This is a genomic window from Sphingobium sp. LSP13-1-1.1 (assembly GCF_040676415.1).
Taxonomy (GTDB): Bacteria; Pseudomonadota; Alphaproteobacteria; order Sphingomonadales; family Sphingomonadaceae; genus Sphingobium.
This window is the reverse complement of the sequence record NZ_JBEGHU010000005.1, coordinates 24,863-43,473: the sequence shown is the minus strand read 5'-3', so window position 1 is coordinate 43,473 and position 18,611 is coordinate 24,863. Positions and strand designations below refer to the sequence as shown.

Below are 18,611 nucleotides of genomic sequence, written 5' to 3'. Positions count from 1 at the left end.
GGACTGTGGGATGAGCAAAAAGGTTCTGATCGTAGAAGACGAAATATTCGTCGCCCTGGAAATTGAGCACATCGTGGAGGATGCGGGCTTTACCGTCGGCGCCATCGCGGCCGATCGTCAGGCTGCATTGGACGCTGCCCGCCATTGCGACATCGCGCTGGTCGATCTCAACCTGCGCGACGGCCCCACGGGACCGGGCATCGGCGTAGAACTGGCCAGCCAATTTGGCATCCGGGTCATCTATGTGACGGCCAATCCGGCGCAGATCGGGACCGCCTCAGCCGCTGCGCTCGGCGTCATCACCAAGCCTTTCCGCGCCCACAGCATCGCCGAAACGCTGCACCTTGCCGCCGCCGAAAGTCCTGAGCTGGAAGCCGCCGAAATCGCCGGCTTCACCCCTTTCCTGCCGCCACCCGGCTCATTGACCGGGCTGGAATCCAGAGGCTGAGGCTCAAGCCTTCCGGCCGCCATTGCCGGGTCATGCGCCCGCCCAGTTGCCGTTCCACGCTCAACTGCATCAGCCGGCTGCCAAAACCCTCGCTGGTGGCCGGTGCGGGCGGCGGTCCGCCCTCCTCGCGCCAATCGATGCGGATGTGGTCGTCCTCACCCTTCACCTCGATCATCACCTGCCCGCCGGGTGCGGAAAGCGCGCCATATTTCGCGGCGTTGGTCGCCAGCTCGTGGAACAGCAACGCCAGCGGCGTAGCGGAACGGTCGTCGATTTCAGGATCGTCGCCGATACAGCGGATGCGCGGTCCCAGCGCGTCGCGATAAGGCGTGAAGATCTGCTCCAATATGCCCCACAGCCGGCCGTCACCCTGATCCGGCTGGGAATTCGGGCCATGGGGCCGGACGAAATCATGGGCGCGGCCCAATGCCATGATGCGATCGCGCAGGTCGTCCGCCGCGGCGCGGATTTCCGGATGCTGGCGCGCCGACAGGCCGATCAGCCCGGAAATCACCGAAAAAATATTCTTGATCCGGTGCGAGAGCTCATGGGCAATGATCTCCCGTTCTTCCACCATCGCGATCTGGTCGTTGATGTCGGTACAGGTTCCGATCCAGCGAACGATCGCCCCATCCTCATCCCGGATCGGCAGCGCGCGCCCCAGCGTCCATCGATAATCGCCGCTGTGATGGCGCAACCGATATTCGATCTCATAGGGTTCGCCGGTCTCCAGCGAACGGCGCCAGCGGCCCCAGGCGCGTTCCTGATCGTCAGGATGGAACATGCCGTTCCATCCCTCGCCATCGGTCGAACCCGTCGGCACGCCGGTAAACTCGTACCATCGTGCATTGTAATAGTCGTGATAACCGTCCGGCAGCGTCGACCAGACCATCTGCGGCATGGTGTCGGCAAGCGTGCGGAACATCCGGTCGCTTTCCGCCACCGCCTGCGCGTCCCGTTGCTGCCGGGCGATCACGTCGCGGTCGCGGCGGCGCCCCTCCAGCTCGACCATCACCTGGCGGGCCAGGAGAGACAGTCCCTGGCGCTGAAGGACGGTCAGGTCGTCCCGCGGCTTGTCATCGATGACGCAAAGCGCGCCCAGCGACGCATCCTCGCTGTCGATCAGCGGCGCACCGGCATAGAAACGGATGAACGGCGGCCCCGTGACCAGGGCATTGTCACGAAAACCGGGATTCTGCGTGGCATCGGGGACGACGAATATCCCCTCACCCTGCATGGCATGGGCGCAGAAGGACACGTCGCGGGGCGTTTCCTCCGCGTCCAGCCCGGTGCGGGCCAGGAAACGCTGGCGATCATCCTCGACGATGCTGACAAGCGCGATGGGCGCATCACACAGCGCGGCGGCGAATGCGGTAATCTGGTCGAGCGTGGCGAAGCCCCCGGTATCGAGATCGTAGCGCGCCAGCAGCGCCGCGCGATCGGTCTCGAGCCCGCGCCCGTCAACCATCGCTGACGCGTTCGATGTCCGCGCCAACGGCAGAGAGCTTTTCCTCCAGCCGCTCATAGCCGCGGTCGAGATGATAGACGCGGTGGACCTGGGTTTCCCCTTCAGCGGCAAGGCCGGCAAGGATCAGGCTCATCGAGGCGCGCAGGTCCGTCGCCATGACCGGCGCGCCGACCAGCCGGTCGACCCCGCGCACGACCGCGGTGCGGCCGTTGACGCCGATGTCGGCCCCCATGCGCGCCAGTTCGGGAACATGCATGTAGCGGTTCTCGAAGATCGTCTCGGTCAGCACTGATGCGCCGTCCGCGCGCGTCAGCATCGCCATGAACTGCGCCTGCATGTCGGTCGGAAATGCGGGGAAGGGCGCGGTCGAAATGGTCAGCGGGCGCAGCCGGCCGTCAGCCGACACCCTGATCCCATCCTTCAGCTCCTCGACATGGACACCCGCCTCGCGCAGCGCGGCCAATATGGCGTGCATGTCATCGGCGCATGCCCCGGCCAGTTCCAGCGAGCCGCCGGTGATCGCCGCGGCGCAGGCATAGCTCCCCGCCTCGATCCGGTCGGGCATGACGCTGTATGTCGCGCCGTGCAGCCGTTCGCGGCCGTGGATGATAAGCTTGTCGGTCCCCACGCCCTCTATGTCGGCGCCCATGGCGTTCAGCAGGTTGCAGAGATCAACGATCTCCGGTTCCCGCGCCGCATTTTCCAGGATGCAGCTGCCCTTGGCCAGCACGGCAGCCATCAGCGCATTCTCCGTCGCGCCGACGGACACGACCGGGAAGGTGTAGATGCCCCCCGGCAGGCCGCCGTCGGGCAGACTCGCGCGCACATAGCCGGCGTTGATCTCGATGATCGCGCCGAACGCCTCCAGCGCTTTCAGGTGCAGGTCGATCGGGCGGTTGCCGATGGCGCAGCCGCCGGGCAAGGACACCCGCGCCTCTCCCGCGCGCGCGAGCAGCGGGCCGAGCACCAGGATCGATGCACGCATCTTGCGCACGATGTCATAGGGCGCTTCGGTCGAGGTCACGCGGCCGGCCCGCAGCGTCATGACGCGGCCGAAATCCTCAGGACGGGCGCCCTCGATCATCGTCGACACGCCAAGCTGGTTCAACAGATGGCCGAAGCTGTCGACATCCGCCAGCCGCGGCAGGTTGCGCAGCGTCACCGGCTCGTCGGTCAGCAGCGCACAGGGCAGCAGCGTGAGCGCGGCGTTCTTCGCGCCGGAAATGGGAAGGCGGCCGTTCAGCGCTTTGCCGCCGCGGATGTGAATGCGGTCCATCGGCTGGGTTCTTAACGTTAATTACGGTTTCCGCAAGGCGGTCGGCGCGGCTGTCCATTCCCGGACATATTTCCGCGCACAATTGAAACATTTGTGCGTTCGTCCGCCCATTATTGATCGAGTTTAGTGCAGTTTGCGCAAATGCAGCCAAAAGACGCGTGGGGCGTTTTGCCATCGTAACGACAATGCAAGCAAAAAGGTGTTTTGGTGGCAACAAGTTGTTTCGCGGACAGGTTGGCGAAGCATGTGGCCCTGTCCGATGCAGAAAAAAAGGCACTTACAAGGCTGGAGGAGAATCCCCGCAAGGTAAAGCGCGGCGCGATGATACAGCGCGTCAACGAAATGGTGACCGAACTCTTCGTCCTGCGCGAAGGACGGGTGATGAGCTTCGTGATCCTGCCTGACGGAAGCCGTCAGATCCTGCGCGTCTACTTTCCCGGCGATTTCATCGGATCAGCCAGCACGATCTACAGCCGGGCGCCGGAATCGCTGGTTGCGCTGTCCGATGCGATCATCTGCCCGTTCGACAAGCATGCGCTGCGCCGTCTGCTAGAGGAATATCCCCGCGTCGCAGCGCTGCTGTTCCTGCTTTCCAATGCGGAACGGGTCGCGCTGACGGACCGGCTCGCCTCCCTGGGACGCACCTCTGCCAAGGCGCGGGTGGCATCCTTCCTGCTCGACATATTCGACCGCCTGCGGGTGACCGACGATGGCATCACTGACAGCTTCGACCTCAAGCTGACGCAGGAGGAGATCGGGGACGCGATCGGCCTCACCTCCGTCCACGTGAACCGGATGATCCGGCAGATGGAACAGGAAGGGCTGATCAGCCGGGCCAATGGACGGATCACCCTGCGCGACATGGCGCGGCTGGAGGAAATCGGCCATTATACCAACCGGCACAAGGATATGGACCTGGATTGGCTGCCGGGCCTGGATTGACGGCATCCCCTCCGGAGAGGGATTTTACGCCAGCAGTTCCACGTCCCAATAGAGCCAGTCGTGCCAGCTTTCGTGCAGATAGTTGGGCGGGAAGGCCCTGCCATGTTCCTGCAATTGCCAGCTTGTCGGGCGGATCGGCGTCACATGCAATTGCATATGCGCCTCCTTCGGTGTCCGCCCGCCCTTCTTCAGATTGCAGGGCGAACAGGCCGTGGCGACATTTTCCCAGGTCGTCCGCCCGCCCGCGCGCCGCGGAATGACATGGTCGAAGGTCAGATCGTTCGGGGAGCCGCAATATTGGCAGGCGAACTTGTCGCGCAGGAACAGGTTGAACCGGGTGAAGGCGGGATGTTCCGACGGCTTCACATATTGCTTCAGCGCGATCACGGAAGGTATCTGCATCTGGACGCTGGGGCTGTGCACCTGCCGCTCATAGCTGGCGACGATGTCCACCCGATCCAAAAAAACCGCCTTGATGGCGGTTTGCCAGGGCCACAGGCTCAACGGATAATAGCTTAAAGGCGTGTAGTCCGCATTCAGGACCAAAGCCGGACAGTTTTCCGGATGTCGTATCAGGTCGGGATGGTACATATATTACCCTTCAACCCCCTTTCGCCACCGCCCTGATCGATCAGAAAGGTGACGACAGCATGACAGCATCATCGACCCCATCCCGTCAAGGGCCTGTATGACTCAATCGGCACGACCACAGCATATGGTGACTCGCTTTGCGCCAAGCCCCACGGGTAGGTTGCATGTCGGCCATGGCTGGTCGGCGCTGCTGGCCATGGACCTGGCGCGGGCGCGGGGCGGGTCCTTCCGCCTGCGGATCGAGGATATAGACGGCACCCGCAGCCGGCCGGAGCATGTCGCCGGCATCGTCGAGGATCTGCACTGGCTGGGCATCGCCTGGGACGGGGACATCGTGTTCCAGTCGGCGCGGCTCGACCATTATCAATCGGCGCTGGAACGACTGAAGGCCATGGGCCTGCTCTATCCGTGCTTCTGCACCCGCGCCGACATCGCCGCCAGCGCGACGGCGCCGCACGGGCCGGAGGGGCCGGTCTATCCCGGCACATGTCGCGGGCTGAACGATGCGCATCGGGCAAGCCGGATCGCGGCCGGCCATCCCCATGCATGGCGGATCGACATGGCGCAGGCGGTCGCGCGGGCGGGCCCGCTGCAATGGCATGCCCTGCCCTTCCCGCCGAATGACGATGCGGCAACGGCCGTCCCTGCCGGACCGCTTGCCGCGGGCGACGTCGTGCTGGCGCGCAAGGATGCGCCCGCCAGCTATCATCTTTCCTGCACGCTGGACGATGCGGCGATGGGCGTGACCCATATATTGCGCGGCGAGGATCTGCGCCCCGCGACCGACATCCACCGCCTGATCCAGGCGCTGCTCGACCTGCCCTCCCCCCTCTATGCCCACCATCCCCTGCTGGTCGGACCGGACGGCAGGCGGCTGGCCAAGCGCGACGGATCGATCGGCCTGGCCGATCTGCGCGCGGAGGGCATGGACCCGCGGCGCCTGGCCGACGATCTGCGCCATGCGCGCTTTCCGATTGGCATTTCCCTGGGCAGCGCCTAGATTCGATCTCATGAACACGCTGCTCGTCATCGCCCTCATCCTGGCCATGGGCGCCACCCTGTTCGCCCTGATCCGGGGAATCATCGCCTTTCTGCAGGCGACCAAGGAACAGTTGAACTCGCCGGAAGGCGGACCCAGTCCATCCAGCCTCAAGCAGAACAGGATGATGATGAACCGCATCCTGTTTCAGGCAGTGGCGGTGATCATCGTGGCGCTGTTGCTGCTGATGAAGGGCCACGGCTGAGCGCCCGCCCGTCATGGTGAAGCTGAACAGGATCTACACCCGCACCGGTGACGCGGGCACGACCGGGCTGGTGGATGGATCCCGCCTGCCCAAACATGCGCCGCGCATGCAGGCGGTAGGCGACGTCGATGAGGCGAACAGCGCCATCGGCCTCGCCGTCATCGCGATCGGCGACAGGCCGGAGGCGGGCTGGCTGACGACCATCCAGAATGATCTGTTCGACCTGGGCGCCGACCTGGCCACACCTATGCCGGAGGGGGAGGACGAACCCTGGGCGTTGCGGATCGTCTCGTCCCAGGTCGATCGGCTGGAGCAGCAGATCGATGCGATGAACACCGATCTCGCCCCACTGGACAGCTTCGTCCTGCCCGGCGGCTCGCACGCCGCCGCCGCCGTGCATCTGGCCCGTGCCGTCACCCGCCGCGCCGAACGCTCGGCCACCGCCGCAGCCGTCGAGGTCGCGATCAATCCGCAGGCATTGGCCTATCTCAACCGTTTGTCCGACCTGCTGTTCGTGATGGCGCGGCGCCTTAACGGCAATGGTGCGGGCGATGTCAAATGGGTGCCGGGCGCGTCGCGCTGAAGCGATTTCCCGGCAATCGACGCCATTCGACTCATGGGCAGCACGGTTCGTCCCTGCGCCAGGCGTTAACCCTGTTGCTTCACCGCCTCTTTACGCGCCGCCCCAATTTTGGCCCGATCGCTATGACAGGGCCCAGGGATGCAATTCTACCTCGCGACTTCCTTCATCTTCCCCCGCCCCTTGCGGCTTCGCCTCCTGACCCTCTGCCTTGTGACCACTCATCTGCCGCTGCTCGGCTATATCCTGTGGGGCACGGCGACGGGGCGGATCGCCTGGGCGGAGTTCATCATCTTGACGCTGGCGACCATGGCGGGCGCTGCCGGAGCGCTGATCGGCATTGGCGCGCTGCTGGACCCGCTCCACGGGCAGGTGAACGCGCTGAACCCGGTGGAGCAGCCGGAACGCAAGCGTTGGGCACCGACGCTGCGGGAAATGATCGACATCTCCACCAGGCTCTTCCACCGCGTGCGCGGCCCCGCCGCCACGACGCGCGAACAGATCGACGCACTGAACATCGCGGCCAATGAGGATGCGCTGACCGGCATTCCCAACCGTCGCGGCTTCCTGGCCCAGCTCGACGCGCTGCCGCTGGCCGGGCGCAAGGGCTGCATCGCGATCATCGACCTCGACCATTTCACGCAGGTCAACGAGATGCTCGGTCATGAGGAAGGCGATCGCGTGCTCGTCGATTTCGCCACGCGCCTGTCGTCGCAGACCCGTCGCGTCGACATCATCGCCCGCTGGGCCGGACAGGCTTTCGCGATCTTCTATCAGGACGCCATAGAGGAGGAGGCAAGCTGGTCGCTGGCCCGCATTGCGGAACGGATGCGGCGAGAGCCCGTGGGCACGGTGAACGGACAACCGATCACCTTCTCCGTCGGGCTATGCGCCTGGCGGGGCGGCCCGGTGATGACGGCGATCGGCAAGGCCGACGAGGCGCTCTATCGCGCGAAAAATTCGGGCCGCGGCCAGATCCAGCGCGCCGAGCGGCCCGCCGTCAGCCTGCGGTAATTCCCGGCCCTCAATCGGCATGATCCATGCCGAGACCACCTCAAGGGTCATCCAGAAGCCGCATCGGAAACAGTTCAGGCGGAGCCTGCTTCCAGACCCCGCCCGACAAAGACCACCGAAAATCGGCAAGCTTATTTCGGCGCCAGCACCATCAGCATCTGGCGCCCCTCCATGCGGGGATAGGCTTCGACCTTCGCGATCTCGCCTACATTCTCCGCCACGCGCTGGAGGAGTTGCATGCCCAGCTGCTGGTGCGACAATTCACGGCCACGGAACCGCAAGGTGATCTTCACCTTGTCGCCTTCGCCGATGAAGTCATGGACCTTCTTCATCTTCGTATCATAGTCATGATCGTCGATGTTCGGACGCATCTTGATCTCCTTGATCTCCTGCGTCCTCTGGGTCTTGCGGGCAAGGTTCGCCTTCTTCTGCGCCTCATACTTGTACTTGCCGATGTCCAGGAACTTGCACACCGGCGGATCGGCGTTGGGCGACACCTCGACCAGGTCCAGCCCCAGCTCATAGGCGCGCTCGATCGCTTCCTGCGTATACATCACGCCCAGATTTTCGCCTTCGTCATCGATCACGCGCACCTTGGGCACGTTGATGAACTCGTTGTAACGGGGACCGGACTTCGGCGGCGGCGCCATGGGACGGCGCATCATCGGGGGACGTATAGTGGCTTCTCCTATGGCAATTACGAAACGGCTCCGGCGGACTCCCGCGCATTTTGCGATCAGCCGGAACAACCAACCGATCGCGGATACGGCAAAAGACGAGCTAGAGAGTGCTCCGACTCAATCGGAGCAGCCTCTAGCGCAAAGCCGAAAGGGCCGGCAAGTCCGCAATCGCTGATTTGCCGGTCCCATGTGGCATTGCTGCCTCACCGCATATCGGGTGCCCGTGCCTCCTTTGCAAGACGGGCGATGACATCATCGAGAGAAAGAAGGCTCTGCCCTTCCTTGCCCAGCTCGCGCAGCGCCACCGTCCCTTCGTCCGCCTCCCGGCGGCCGACGACCAACAGATTCGGCACTTTCGCAAGGCTATGCTCGCGCACCTTGTAGTTGATCTTTTCGTTGCGGACGTCGGTTTCGGCGCGGATGCCGGCCGCCCGCAGCTTCTCCACCACCTGGCTCGCATAGCTGTCCGCATCGGACACGATGGTCGCCACCACCGCCTGCACCGGCGCCAGCCAGAGCGGGAAACGGCCGGCATAATGTTCAATGAGGATGCCGATGAACCGTTCATAGGAGCCGAAGATCGCGCGATGGAGCATCACCGGCCGATGCCGCTCGCCATCCTCACCCACATAGGATGCGTCCAGCCGCTCCGGCAGCACCCGGTCCGACTGGATGGTGCCGACCTGCCATGTCCGCCCGATCGCATCGGTCAGGTGCCATTCCAGCTTCGGCGCATAGAAGGCGCCTTCACCCGGCAGTTCCTCCCAGCCAAATTCGGGCGTATTGAGGCCCGCCGCCGCCACCGCGTCGCGCAGTTCATTTTCCGCCTGGTCCCACATCGCATCGCTGCCGAAGCGCTTTTCCGGACGCAGGGCGAGCTTGATCGAGTAGGTGAAGCCGAAATCCTTGTAGATGCGGTCCGCCAGCGCGCAGAAGGCCCGCACCTCCTCCACGATCTGGTCCTCACGGCAGAAGATGTGCGCGTCGTCCTGCGTGAACTGGCGCACGCGCATCAGGCCATGCAGCGCCCCATGCGGCTCGTTGCGATGGCAGCAGCCATTTTCGTAGAAACGCAAGGGCAGGTCGCGATAGCTCTTGATCCCCTGGCGGAAGATCAGGACATGCGCCGGGCAATTCATGGGCTTCAACGCCATCCAGTCGGCATCGTCCGACACCAGCGGCCCTTCATCCGCGACATTGGGCACTTCGTCGGGGATGACGAACATATTCTCGCGATATTTGCCCCAGTGGCCCGACTGCTCCCACTGGCGCGCGTCCATCACCTGCGGCGTCTTCACCTCGCGATAGCCCGCCGCATCGATGGCACGGCGCATATAGGCTTCCAGTTCGCGCCAGATGATATAGCCCTTGGGGTGCCAGAAGACGCTGCCATGCGCTTCCTGCTGAAGGTGGAACAGGTCCATCTCCGCGCCCAGCTTGCGATGGTCGCGCTTGCCCGCTTCCTCCAGCCGCGTCAGATGCGCGTCGAGCTGCTTACGATTGAGCCAGCCGGTGCCATAGATGCGCGAAAGCATCGCATTTTTCTGGTCGCCGCGCCAATAGGCGCCCGACACGCGGGTCAGCTTGAACGCCGCCGGATCGAGCTTGCCTGTCGAGGCCAGATGCGGTCCGCGGCACATGTCGAGCCAGTCGCCACCCGACCAATAGACGGTCAGTTCCTCGCCGTCGGGCAGCTCGGCGGCCCATTCGGCCTTGAACGTCTCGCCCTCCGCCCGCCAGCGCGCGATCAGTTCCTCGCGCTTCCACACTTCACGCCTGAGCGGCTTGTCGGCGGCAATGATCTCCCGCATCTTCGCCTCGATGGCGGGCAGGTCTTCCTCCGTGAAGGGCCGCTGCTTTCCTTCGACGACCGGGGGCGCGAAGTCATAATAGAAACCATCGTCCGTCGCCGGACCGAAGGTGATCTGCGTCCCCGGAAAAAGCGCCTGCACCGCTTCGGCCAGCACATGGGCAAAGTCGTGCCGCGCCAGTTCCAGCGCATCGGCCTCGTCCTTCGCCGTCACCAGCGCCAGCTGCGCGTCGGCCTCCAGCGGCCGCATGATGTCGCGCAGTTCGCCATCGACGCGCGCGGCGATGGCAGCCTTGGCCAGGCCCGGCCCGATCGCCGCCGCAATGTCCGCCGGGGTAGTGCCGGGCGCGACTTCACGCACGGAACCATCGGGCAGGGTTATCTTGAGCATGGCGGACACGGGGGGTCTTTCTGTTGAAATGCAGGTTGCGCAGCCGAAAAGGGCCGCGCCTTCCCCATAAATGGGCCGCCCGCCCTGTCAATAGAAGCCCTCTTGCCAGAGAAGCCCTCTTGTCAGTGCATCGCAGTCGGTGCATCATGCATGTGTTGTTATATCATTATTTCAACAGGAGGGATGCATATGGCCTTGAGCTTCGCAAGACCCCGGCCGGGCGACGGGGAAACGCCAATGTCGGACATGAACACCACGCCGCTGATCGACGTGATGCTGGTGCTGCTGATCATGTTCATCATCACGATCCCGATCCAGACGCACAGCGTCGGCGTCGACCTGCCGCAGACCCCCAGGGAACTGATCCCACCACCGGTCGACACCGTCAAGAACAGGGTCGGCATCGACGCCGACGGTACCATCCGCTGGAACGGCGGGGCCGTCGACCGACTGACGCTCCGCCAATATCTTGCCGCGTCGCTGCGCCTGCCTGCCGAACCGGAGTTGCAGTTCCAGCCCGATGCCGGCGCCCGCTATGTGACGGTGGATGAAGTGCTGGCCGACATCCGGCGGTCAGGCGTGACGAAGCTCGGCTTCATCGGCAATGAACGCTACGCCAGCTTCTGATCACCCGTAAAATGCCGATCCGCCTGATTTCAGCGGGATAGCATTCCATACAACCATGAAACCCCTTGACCGACGGTTCCCGGCATAGTCTTCTCCCACCGGGGACCAAAGGGGGGCATCATGGATCAGGAACGCATAGGCGGCGACGGCTTCGCTTTCGAGGGCAACTGGCGCGACTATGCGCCGATCGCCTTCACCAACCTGCTGCTGACGATCGTCACGCTGGGCATATACCGTTTCTGGGCGACGACGCGCACGCGGCGCTATCTCTGGGCGAATACGCGCTTCATCGACGACCGGCTGGAATGGACGGGCACGGGCAAGGAACTGTTCCTGGGCTTCCTGATGGTGGTCGTGCTGATCGGCCTGCCCTTCCTCTTCCTGCAATTCGGCGCGCAGGCGCTGATCCTCCAGGGGCATCAGGGGATAGCCGCGATACTGACGCTCGCGGCGTTCGTGACGATCTTCTACATGGTCGGCCTCGCCCGCTTCCGCGCGCTGCGCTACCGGCTCAGCCGGACATGGTGGCACGGCATCCGGGGCGGCAGCGACGATCAGGGCTTTGGCTACGGCATTTCCTATATGTGGAAGTCCGCGGTGGGCAGCCTGGCTCTCGGACTGCTCATCCCCTGGTCGATGATGTCGCTGTGGAACGAGCGCTGGAACAAGATGAGCTTCGGCCCGCATGCCTTCGAAGCCGCGGGCGATCACGGCCCGACCTTCAGGCGTTTCCTGCTCTTCTACCTCCTGCCGATCCTGCTGTTCGTGGGCGGAGGGGTGATGGTCGCCATGGTGGGCTTTCCGGGGCAGGACAATGTGGGCTCCCGCATGGCCGGGGTCATAATAGGCATCATCGCGCTCGTGCTGGTCTTTTATATGGGGCTCGGCCTCATCGCGCTCGCCTTCTACGCCAGCTTCTTCCGTGAAGCGGTGGAAGGGCTGTCGCTCACCGGCCTCGACTTCCATTTCTACGCCCGGACCAGGGACTGGATATTGCTGTTCCTGGGTGACATTGCGCTGGTGGTCTGCACGCTCGGCGTCGGTTCGATCTTCCTGCAATATCGGCACTGGAAATTCTTCGTCACCCATATGGGCGTGACCGGCACCATCTATACCGACGAACTCACCCAGTCGCAGACGAAGACCAGCCGCCATGGCGAGGGCCTGCTGGACGCGCTCGACGTGGGCGCTTTCTAAGCCGCATGTCCGACTTCCGGCTCTGGCATTATGACGGCGTGACGGCGGTCCGGCGCGAAGTCCTGCTGCGACCCGCCGGCACGGGCTTTGTGCTGGAGGAGCCGGAAAGCGGCTGGGCGGGCCTGCCCGCCGACTGGAGCGACCTCACCGTCATCGGCCTGCAGGGCGATCGTTCCGCCTATGGCCATAAGACGGTTCCCGGCTGGCGCATGGGCTTTTCCGGCGAAGCGCCAGCCGACATCGCCACCCATTTGCCGAAGGGCGAACGCTATGGCCGCTGGATCGACCGCTTCGGCCTGTGGCCGGCGGCCGCCGTCTTCACCATCGCCGCCGCTCTCATCATCTGGGGCGCGCTCGAGGCACCCGCCGCCATCGCCCCGCTCGTCCCGCACGCCTGGGAGAACCGGATGGGCGACGCCATGGTGGGCGATTTCGGCGGCCGTTTCTGCCACACGCCGGCGGGCGACGCCGCGCTCAGGGGACTGGCGGCACGGATCGACCCGGGCCATGAGGCCCGCGACATCGCACTTGCCAATATTCCGATGGTGAATGCGGTGACATTGCCGGGGGGACGGATCATCCTCTTCGACGGACTGGTCCAGCAGGCAAAGTCCGCCGATGAAGTCGCGGGCGTGCTTGGCCATGAACTGGGCCATGTGCGCCACCGCGACACGATGACGGGCCTCATCCGCCAGCTTGGCCTCAGCGTCGTGCTGGGCGGCGCGGGGGGCAATGCGGGCAATTATCTGAACGGCGTATTGTCGCTGAGCTACGGCCGCGGCGCGGAGACTGCCGCGGACGGGGTCGCCATCGACCAGATGCGCGCCGCCGGGATTTCGCCCGCCGCGACCGCCGCCTTCTTCGATCGGATCGGCGGCAAGGATGAAGGCACGGAAGCGCGGGCGATGAGCTGGCTTTCCTCCCATCCGCTGTCCGCCGAACGCCGCCGCCGCTTCGCCGCCGCCGTCAAGCCGGGCACAGCTTACCGACCGGCGCTGGATCAGGCGCAATGGCAGGCGCTGCGAACCTCCTGCGCCAGCGATCCGAAGGTAGCCAAATTCTGGGGCCAATCCTTCTAGGACAATTGTCTCCAGCAGACCGCCCGTTTCCCGACCACCATGAACGGGCCAGCCACCTCACACGAATATCAGCCGGGCCTCGTCGCTCGTCTGCTGCAGGAACCCGATCGGCCCGCCAACCTCCACACCCTTGGGCAGATCGTCCGCCGACATGCCGCAAAGCACAAGTCCGCTCTGACAGGCGAGCAGGGTCACGCCCAATTCCACCGCCTCTTCGATCAGCATCGCCAGCGAGGGCAGGCCCGCCGACCGATGCGCTTCGTCAAGGGGCGCTGCCAGGGGCATGCGCAACAGCCCTACCGCATCCTGTTGCAGGAACAGGACCGCGCCGCCGCCCAGCGCCGCCTGGGTCGCCGCCATCACCAATGCGCCGCGCAGCCGCTCGGCATCCGCCGTCGCGACGACGATCCTCAGTTCGCGCATAGTTCCGCGGCGCAGCCCTGGCAGGCGGCGTCCTTGGGCACCGCCACGGTCCGGAACCGCATCGACAGCAGGTCGGCGAGCAGCAGGCGCCCCGCCATATCTTCGCCAAAGGGAACCAGCGCGCGGATCACCTCCAGCGCCGCCAGGCTGCCCATCACGCCCGTCAACGCCCCGATCACGCCCGTTTCGGAACAATTCCGCTCCGGCGCATCCTCCGGCGATCCGACAAGGCAGCGATAGCAGGGCTTGCCCGCTTCCCAGCCGCGATAGGTCGCCAACTGCCCCTCAAATGGCCCGACCGCCGCCGAAACCAGGGGAATCCTCAACTTTTGCGTGCAATCAGCCACCGCCAATCGGGTCGCGAAACTGTCGCAACCGTCCAGCACCACATCGGCATCCCGCAGCATCAGCGCGGCGTTGTCCGCATCGATACGGGCATTGATCGGGATCAGCTTCACGTCCGGATTGAGCCGCGCAACGGCCGCCATCGCGCTTTCGGCCTTGGACGCGCCGATCGCGTCGGTGTCGAACAGCACCTGCCGCTGAAGATTGGAGAGGGCGACCATATCATCGTCTATCACCCGGATGGTCCCGACCCCCGCCGCCGCGAGATAGAGGATCGCCGGGCTGCCGATCCCGCCCGCACCGATGATCGCCACATCCGCCGACAACAGCCGCGCCTGGCCCGCGCCGCCAATCTCCTTCAGCACGATATGGCGGGCATAGCGTTCAAGCTGATCGTCGGTGAGGGGGAGTGATGCCATCAGTTACGCACCCCCGTCGATCCGAAGCCGCCCGCGCCCCTCGCCGTCTCGTCCAGTTCCTCGACCTCGGCGAAGCGGGCCACCTGCACCGGCGCGGCGACCAGTTGCGCGATCCGGTCGCCCCGCGCGATCACAAAGGGTTCCTCGCCCAGATTGATCAATATGACTTTCAACTCGCCGCGATAATCCGCATCGATCGTCCCCGGCGTGTTGGGCAGGCTGATGCCATGTTTCAGCGCCAGACCGGATCTCGGCCGCACCTGCACTTCATAACCTTCCGGAATCGCCATGGCAAAACCCGTCGCCACCGCATGCCGGCCGCCAGGCGCGAGGGTGACGTCCTCCGCCGACACGACATCCAGCCCCGCCGCATGCGCCGTGGCATAGGCCGGCACCGGCAGACCCTCCCCATGGGGCAGGCGCTTCAGGCGGATTTCAATGGGCGGAAGAGGAGAGGACATGAGCGACCTTTTCTATCAAACGGGTGGCGACGGCATCCTTGGGCAGATGGTCCCAGCTCTCGACGCCATCTTTCGAAACAATGTGCACGCTGTTGGAATCGCCACCCATCACGCTGGAGCCGGGTGGGCCCGACACATCGTTGGCGACGATCCAGTCGGCGCCCTTGCGCGCCAGCTTCGCCTGCGCATGTTCGGCGATCTTCTGCGTCTCGGCGGCAAAGCCGACCAGCAGGGTGGGACGCTTCGCATGCCGGCCCAGCGTGGCGAGGATGTCGGGATTCTCCACCAGGGCCAAGGGTGCCGGCTTGCCGGAGCCATCCTTTTTGAGCTTCTGATTCGCGGCATCGGCCGTGCGCCAGTCCGCGACGGCCGCCACCATGATCGCCGCATCGGCCGGCAACGCGCCTTCCACCGCCGCCAGCATCTCCCGCGCGGTTTCCACATCGACGCGGCTTACGCCCGCTGGCGTCGGCAGATGTACGGGGCCCGCCACCAAAGTCACCCGCGCGCCTGCCCGCGCCGCTGCGGCCGCTATGGCAAAGCCCTGCTTGCCGGATGATCGGTTGGCGATGTAGCGGACCGGGTCGATCGGCTCATGCGTCGGCCCCGCCGTCACCAGCACATGCCGTCCCGCAAGCGGCGCATCCGCCGTCTCGAAATCCGGCTGCCCCGCAAGCGGATCGGCGGCAAGCGGCCGGGCGAGCAGCCGCGCCACTTCCGCCGCGATCGCCTCGGGATCGGGCAGACGGCCCTTGCCGAATTCGCCGCAGGCCATTTCGCCGCTGTCCGGTTCCATCACATGCACGCCGTCGGCCTTGAGCTGGGCAACGTTCCGCTGCGTCGCCGCATGATGCCACATGCGCACGTTCATCGCTGGGACGGCAAGCACCGGCTTGTCGGTCGCCAGCAGCAACGTGGTCGCCAGATCATCGGCAATGCCGCCGGCCATCTTGGCAAGTATGTTCGCCGTCGCCGGCGCAACCACCACCAGGTCGGCCTGCCGCGAAAGCTGGATATGGCCGATCTCCCGCTCTTCCTTGAGGTCGAACATGTCGCCATAGACATGGTCCTCGGTCAGCACGCCCAGCGACAGCGGCGTCACGAATTTCCCGGCGCTCTCCGTCAGCACCGCCCGCACGGCAATGCCCCGCTTGCGCAGCAGCCGCACCAGCTCCAGCGATTTGTAGGCCGCGATGCCGCCCGACACGATGAGAAGGATGCGCTTGGTCATGACTGGCCATCATTTGGTCAAGCGACGCGCCCTTGTCCAGCAATTCCCATGGATGCGCCGGGGACGGTCGGAACCTACAGGCCCCCTCATGCGATTATTGGTTGAGAGCGGCGCAACCGTATCGAAGGGGCATGCATGGCAAGAAGCCGGACCGCACCGGGCCAGATCGACCTCCTGACCCGCTACCGCGAAGTGCGGGCGTTGAGCGAGGCGATCGCCGCGCCCCTGTCGGACGCGGACGCCACGGTCCAGTCCATGGCCGATGCTTCCCCCGCCAAATGGCACCTGGCCCATGTGAGCTGGTTCTTCGAAAGCTTCGTCCTGCGCGACAATGTGGCGGGCTACACGCCCTTCGACCCGCATTACGCCTATCTGTTCAACAGCTACTATGAGGCCGAGGGTCCACGCCACGCCCGGCCGATGCGGGGCATGCTCACCCGCCCGACGCTGGATGAAATCCGCGCCTACCGCGCCCATGTCGACGCGGCGCTGACCACCGCGCTGCCGATGCTGATGCCCGATGCGCAGGCTCTGGTGCTGCTCGGCCTTCATCATGAACAGCAGCATCAGGAACTCATGCTCACCGACATGCAGCATCTGTTGTCGCTGAACCCGCTGGAGCCGGCCCTGTACGATGCGCCCAATGCGCTGCCGGCGCCCGTTCCCGGCCCGCTCCACTGGATCGAGGGTCGGCAGGGCCTGGTCGAGATCGGCGATGACGGAAAGAGCGATTTCGCCTTCGATTGCGAAACCCCCCGCCACAAGGCGGTTCTCCACCCCCATGCCCTGGCGCACCGGCCGATAACCAATGGCGAATGGATCAGCTTCATGGAGGATGGCGGCTATGCCGACGCCGCCCATTGGCTGTCGGACGGCTGGGCCTGGGTAGAGGCGGAACGGATCGACGCGCCGCTTTACTGGCGACGGGACGGACGAGGTTGGACGCGCTTTGGCCTGGACGGGCGCAAGCCGGTCAATCCCGCCGCCCCGGTATGCCATATCAGCCTCTATGAGGCGGACGCCTATGCCCGATGGGCGGGCGCGCGACTGCCCACGGAGGCGGAATGGGAAAGTGCGGCACTCAATATCGCGCCTACCAGCGGCAATCAGTTGGACGATGCGGCCTGCCCCCGCCCCCGCGCCGCGAACGGTGCTGCCGCCCTGACGCAGATGTTCGGCGACGTCTGGGAATGGACGGGCAGCGCCTATCGCCCCCACCCCGGTTTCCGCGCCGCCGAGGGTGCGGTGGGCGAATATAACGGCAAGTTCATGTCCGGCCAGTTCGTGCTGAAGGGCGGCAGTTGCGCCACCCCGCGGGGTCATTTGCGCGCGAGCTACCGCAATTTCTTCTACCCCCATCAACGCTGGCAGTTCACCGGACTGCGGCTGGCAAAGGATCTGTGAGGCGATGCTCCTGACCGAAAATGCCCCGCCATCGCTGCCCGCCCCCGATCCGGCCTTCCGGCGGGACATTATCGAGGGGCTGTCCCGCGAGCCCAAGGCGACGCCGCCCATCTGGTTCTACGACCAGCGCGGTTCGGAACTGTTCGAAGCGATCACCGATCTGCCGGAATATTATCCGACACGCACGGAAACCGCCCTGCTGGAGCGGCATGGCCGGGATTTCGCCGCCGCGATCGGCCCCGGCCGGGCCGTGGTGGAATTCGGCGCGGGCAGTGCACGCAAAACCCCCCATCTGCTGCGCGCCATCGATCCGGCCGCCTATGTGCCGGTCGACATCAGCGGCGACTTCCTCCATGCGTCGAGCGCGCAATTGGCATCGGCCTTTCCGGGCTTGCCGGTTTTGCCGCTGGTGGGCGACTTCAACACCGATCTGGCCTTGCCCACCGCGATCGACGGGCTGCCACGCCTTGGCTTCTTCCCCGGATCGACCATCGGCAATATGGAACCCCATGCGGCGGTCGACCTGCTGCGGGCGATGCGGCGCCTTCTCGGCGAGGGAGCGATGCTGCTGATCGGCATGGACCGGATCAAGGATCGCGGCCGGCTGGTCGCCGCCTATGATGACGCAGCCGGCGTGACGGCAGCATTCAACCTCAACCTGATCAGGCGCATCAATCGGGAACTGGACGGCGACCTGCCATTGGACGGCTTCGTCCATCGCGCCGTCTGGAACGACGACAAGGCGCGGATTGAAATGCATCTGGAAGCGGTGCGGCCGCTTCACTTCCACGTCGCGGGCCAATGCTTCCGCATGACGGAGGGCGAAACGATCCATACCGAAAGCAGCCATAAATATGGCCCACGCGACGAAAGGCTGCTGCTGCGCGCCGGTGACTGGGAACCGGTGCGCGAATGGAGCGATGAGGAGGGGCTGTTTTCACTCGTCCTGGCAGAAGCCTGACTTTCGCAGGACAGCAAATG

20 protein-coding genes are annotated in these 18,611 nt (G+C 65.0%); 11 read left to right on the top strand and 9 right to left on the bottom strand.

Going from position 1 to position 18,611, the window contains the following annotated elements; genetic code table 11:
• Positions 1-10: 10 nt before the first annotated feature.
• A complete protein-coding gene (locus MRBLSP13_RS05060; RefSeq protein WP_363739368.1) occupies positions 11-448 on the top strand; it encodes a response regulator in 438 nt (145 codons plus the stop codon).
• Here MRBLSP13_RS05060 and MRBLSP13_RS05055 read toward each other — a convergent pair.
• A complete protein-coding gene (locus MRBLSP13_RS05055; RefSeq protein ID WP_363739367.1) occupies positions 393-1,916 on the bottom strand; it encodes a sensor histidine kinase in 1,524 nt (507 codons plus the stop codon). The two genes, MRBLSP13_RS05060 and MRBLSP13_RS05055, sit on opposite strands and share 56 nt — an antisense overlap.
• Positions 1,909-3,192 (bottom strand): UDP-N-acetylglucosamine 1-carboxyvinyltransferase, encoded by a 1,284-nt coding sequence (gene murA, locus MRBLSP13_RS05050; RefSeq protein WP_363739365.1) that lies wholly within the window; start codon positions 3,190-3,192, stop codon positions 1,909-1,911. Before murA ends, MRBLSP13_RS05055 begins: the two co-directional genes overlap by 8 nt.
• Before the next feature lie 204 nt (positions 3,193-3,396).
• On the opposite strand from murA, the gene MRBLSP13_RS05045 reads away from it, so the two are divergent.
• A complete protein-coding gene (locus tag MRBLSP13_RS05045) occupies positions 3,397-4,134 on the top strand; it encodes a Crp/Fnr family transcriptional regulator (RefSeq protein ID WP_363739363.1) in 738 nt (245 codons plus the stop codon).
• A gap of 24 nt (positions 4,135-4,158) precedes the next feature.
• Here MRBLSP13_RS05045 and MRBLSP13_RS05040 read toward each other — a convergent pair whose 3' ends face one another.
• Positions 4,159-4,725 (bottom strand): HNH endonuclease, encoded by a 567-nt coding sequence (locus tag MRBLSP13_RS05040; protein WP_025549923.1) that lies wholly within the window; start codon positions 4,723-4,725, stop codon positions 4,159-4,161.
• A gap of 124 nt (positions 4,726-4,849) precedes the next feature.
• Here MRBLSP13_RS05040 and gluQRS point away from each other — a divergent pair, with 124 nt between their 5' ends.
• The 4 genes from gluQRS (at position 4,850) to MRBLSP13_RS05020 (ending at position 7,563) form a co-directional block, all read left to right on the top strand.
• Positions 4,850-5,725 (top strand): tRNA glutamyl-Q(34) synthetase GluQRS, encoded by an 876-nt coding sequence (gluQRS, locus tag MRBLSP13_RS05035; protein ID WP_363739360.1) that lies wholly within the window; start codon positions 4,850-4,852, stop codon positions 5,723-5,725.
• A 10-nt stretch (positions 5,726-5,735) separates the two neighbouring features.
• Positions 5,736-5,969, top strand: a complete 234-nt coding sequence (locus tag MRBLSP13_RS05030) for a twin transmembrane helix small protein (RefSeq protein ID WP_133653424.1) — start codon at positions 5,736-5,738, stop codon at positions 5,967-5,969.
• A 13-nt stretch (positions 5,970-5,982) separates the two neighbouring features.
• Entirely contained in the window at positions 5,983-6,552 is a 570-nt protein-coding gene (locus tag MRBLSP13_RS05025) for a cob(I)yrinic acid a,c-diamide adenosyltransferase (protein ID WP_363739359.1), read from the top strand.
• Between the two features lie 138 nt (positions 6,553-6,690).
• Positions 6,691-7,563, top strand: a complete 873-nt coding sequence (locus MRBLSP13_RS05020) for a GGDEF domain-containing protein (RefSeq protein ID WP_363753108.1) — start codon at positions 6,691-6,693, stop codon at positions 7,561-7,563.
• Between the two features lie 131 nt (positions 7,564-7,694).
• On the opposite strand, the gene infC is transcribed toward MRBLSP13_RS05020, so the two are convergent.
• Together infC and thrS are read right to left on the bottom strand one after the other, a co-directional pair.
• On the bottom strand, positions 7,695-8,228 hold the full coding sequence (gene infC, locus MRBLSP13_RS05015) for a translation initiation factor IF-3 (RefSeq protein WP_133653427.1): 534 nt from the start codon (positions 8,226-8,228) through the stop codon (positions 7,695-7,697).
• Positions 8,229-8,446: 218 nt separating this feature from the next.
• Positions 8,447-10,444, bottom strand: coding sequence for a threonine--tRNA ligase (thrS, locus tag MRBLSP13_RS05010; RefSeq protein ID WP_363739555.1), 1,998 nt, complete (start codon positions 10,442-10,444; stop codon positions 8,447-8,449).
• 189 nt (positions 10,445-10,633) lie between these two features.
• Between thrS and MRBLSP13_RS05005 the strand changes: the two genes are divergently transcribed.
• The 3 genes from MRBLSP13_RS05005 (at position 10,634) to MRBLSP13_RS04995 (ending at position 13,347) form a co-directional block, all read left to right on the top strand.
• The gene (locus MRBLSP13_RS05005; protein ID WP_133653428.1) at positions 10,634-11,071 is read left to right on the top strand and encodes an ExbD/TolR family protein; all 438 of its coding nucleotides are present in this window, start codon (positions 10,634-10,636) and stop codon (positions 11,069-11,071) included.
• 120 nt (positions 11,072-11,191) lie between these two features.
• Complete coding sequence (locus MRBLSP13_RS05000) at positions 11,192-12,268, top strand: YjgN family protein (protein ID WP_363753105.1); 1,077 nt, start codon at positions 11,192-11,194, stop codon at positions 12,266-12,268.
• 5 nt (positions 12,269-12,273) lie between these two features.
• Entirely contained in the window at positions 12,274-13,347 is a 1,074-nt protein-coding gene (locus tag MRBLSP13_RS04995; protein ID WP_363753102.1) for a M48 family metallopeptidase, read from the top strand.
• Positions 13,348-13,404: 57 nt separating this feature from the next.
• On the opposite strand, the gene MRBLSP13_RS04990 is transcribed toward MRBLSP13_RS04995, so the two are convergent.
• The 4 genes from MRBLSP13_RS04990 to coaBC are packed head-to-tail and all read right to left on the bottom strand — an operon-like array spanning position 13,405 to position 16,226.
• A complete protein-coding gene (locus MRBLSP13_RS04990; RefSeq protein ID WP_363753099.1) occupies positions 13,405-13,770 on the bottom strand; it encodes a DsrE/DsrF/DrsH-like family protein in 366 nt (121 codons plus the stop codon).
• Entirely contained in the window at positions 13,758-14,534 is a 777-nt protein-coding gene (locus MRBLSP13_RS04985; RefSeq protein WP_363753097.1) for a HesA/MoeB/ThiF family protein, read from the bottom strand. Before MRBLSP13_RS04985 ends, MRBLSP13_RS04990 begins: the two co-directional genes overlap by 13 nt.
• Positions 14,534-14,995 carry a dUTP diphosphatase gene (gene dut / locus MRBLSP13_RS04980; protein ID WP_363739350.1) on the bottom strand — a complete coding sequence of 154 codons (462 nt, stop codon included), beginning with the start codon at positions 14,993-14,995 and terminating at the stop codon, positions 14,534-14,536. Before dut ends, MRBLSP13_RS04985 begins: the two co-directional genes overlap by 1 nt.
• Positions 14,970-16,226, bottom strand: coding sequence for a bifunctional phosphopantothenoylcysteine decarboxylase/phosphopantothenate--cysteine ligase CoaBC (gene coaBC / locus MRBLSP13_RS04975; RefSeq protein ID WP_363753095.1), 1,257 nt, complete (start codon positions 16,224-16,226; stop codon positions 14,970-14,972). Before coaBC ends, dut begins: the two co-directional genes overlap by 26 nt.
• A gap of 135 nt (positions 16,227-16,361) precedes the next feature.
• Here coaBC and egtB point away from each other — a divergent pair, with 135 nt between their 5' ends.
• Both egtB and egtD read left to right on the top strand, forming a co-directional pair.
• Positions 16,362-17,630, top strand: a complete 1,269-nt coding sequence (gene egtB, locus MRBLSP13_RS04970) for an ergothioneine biosynthesis protein EgtB (protein ID WP_363753093.1) — start codon at positions 16,362-16,364, stop codon at positions 17,628-17,630.
• A gap of 4 nt (positions 17,631-17,634) precedes the next feature.
• A complete protein-coding gene (egtD, locus tag MRBLSP13_RS04965) occupies positions 17,635-18,591 on the top strand; it encodes an L-histidine N(alpha)-methyltransferase (RefSeq protein WP_363739344.1) in 957 nt (318 codons plus the stop codon).
• Positions 18,592-18,611: the final 20 nt, after the last annotated feature.

Coding starts and splice junctions, on each gene's coding strand:
- MRBLSP13_RS05060 (WP_363739368.1), top strand. CDS start 11: ATGAGCAAAAAGGTTCTGATCGTAGAAGACGAAATATTCGTCGCCCTG.
- MRBLSP13_RS05055 (WP_363739367.1), bottom strand. CDS start 1,916: ATGGTTGACGGGCGCGGGCTCGAGACCGATCGCGCGGCGCTGCTGGCG.
- murA (WP_363739365.1), bottom strand. CDS start 3,192: ATGGACCGCATTCACATCCGCGGCGGCAAAGCGCTGAACGGCCGCCTT.
- MRBLSP13_RS05040 (WP_025549923.1), bottom strand. CDS start 4,725: ATGTACCATCCCGACCTGATACGACATCCGGAAAACTGTCCGGCTTTG.
- gluQRS (WP_363739360.1), top strand. CDS start 4,850: ATGGTGACTCGCTTTGCGCCAAGCCCCACGGGTAGGTTGCATGTCGGC.
- MRBLSP13_RS05030 (WP_133653424.1), top strand. CDS start 5,736: ATGAACACGCTGCTCGTCATCGCCCTCATCCTGGCCATGGGCGCCACC.
- MRBLSP13_RS05025 (WP_363739359.1), top strand. CDS start 5,983: ATGGTGAAGCTGAACAGGATCTACACCCGCACCGGTGACGCGGGCACG.
- MRBLSP13_RS05020 (WP_363753108.1), top strand. CDS start 6,691: ATGCAATTCTACCTCGCGACTTCCTTCATCTTCCCCCGCCCCTTGCGG.
- infC (WP_133653427.1), bottom strand. CDS start 8,228: ATGATGCGCCGTCCCATGGCGCCGCCGCCGAAGTCCGGTCCCCGTTAC.
- thrS (WP_363739555.1), bottom strand. CDS start 10,444: ATGCTCAAGATAACCCTGCCCGATGGTTCCGTGCGTGAAGTCGCGCCC.
- MRBLSP13_RS05005 (WP_133653428.1), top strand. CDS start 10,634: ATGGCCTTGAGCTTCGCAAGACCCCGGCCGGGCGACGGGGAAACGCCA.
- MRBLSP13_RS05000 (WP_363753105.1), top strand. CDS start 11,192: ATGGATCAGGAACGCATAGGCGGCGACGGCTTCGCTTTCGAGGGCAAC.
- MRBLSP13_RS04995 (WP_363753102.1), top strand. CDS start 12,274: ATGTCCGACTTCCGGCTCTGGCATTATGACGGCGTGACGGCGGTCCGG.
- MRBLSP13_RS04990 (WP_363753099.1), bottom strand. CDS start 13,770: ATGCGCGAACTGAGGATCGTCGTCGCGACGGCGGATGCCGAGCGGCTG.
- MRBLSP13_RS04985 (WP_363753097.1), bottom strand. CDS start 14,534: ATGGCATCACTCCCCCTCACCGACGATCAGCTTGAACGCTATGCCCGC.
- dut (WP_363739350.1), bottom strand. CDS start 14,995: ATGTCCTCTCCTCTTCCGCCCATTGAAATCCGCCTGAAGCGCCTGCCC.
- coaBC (WP_363753095.1), bottom strand. CDS start 16,226: ATGACCAAGCGCATCCTTCTCATCGTGTCGGGCGGCATCGCGGCCTAC.
- egtB (WP_363753093.1), top strand. CDS start 16,362: ATGGCAAGAAGCCGGACCGCACCGGGCCAGATCGACCTCCTGACCCGC.
- egtD (WP_363739344.1), top strand. CDS start 17,635: ATGCTCCTGACCGAAAATGCCCCGCCATCGCTGCCCGCCCCCGATCCG.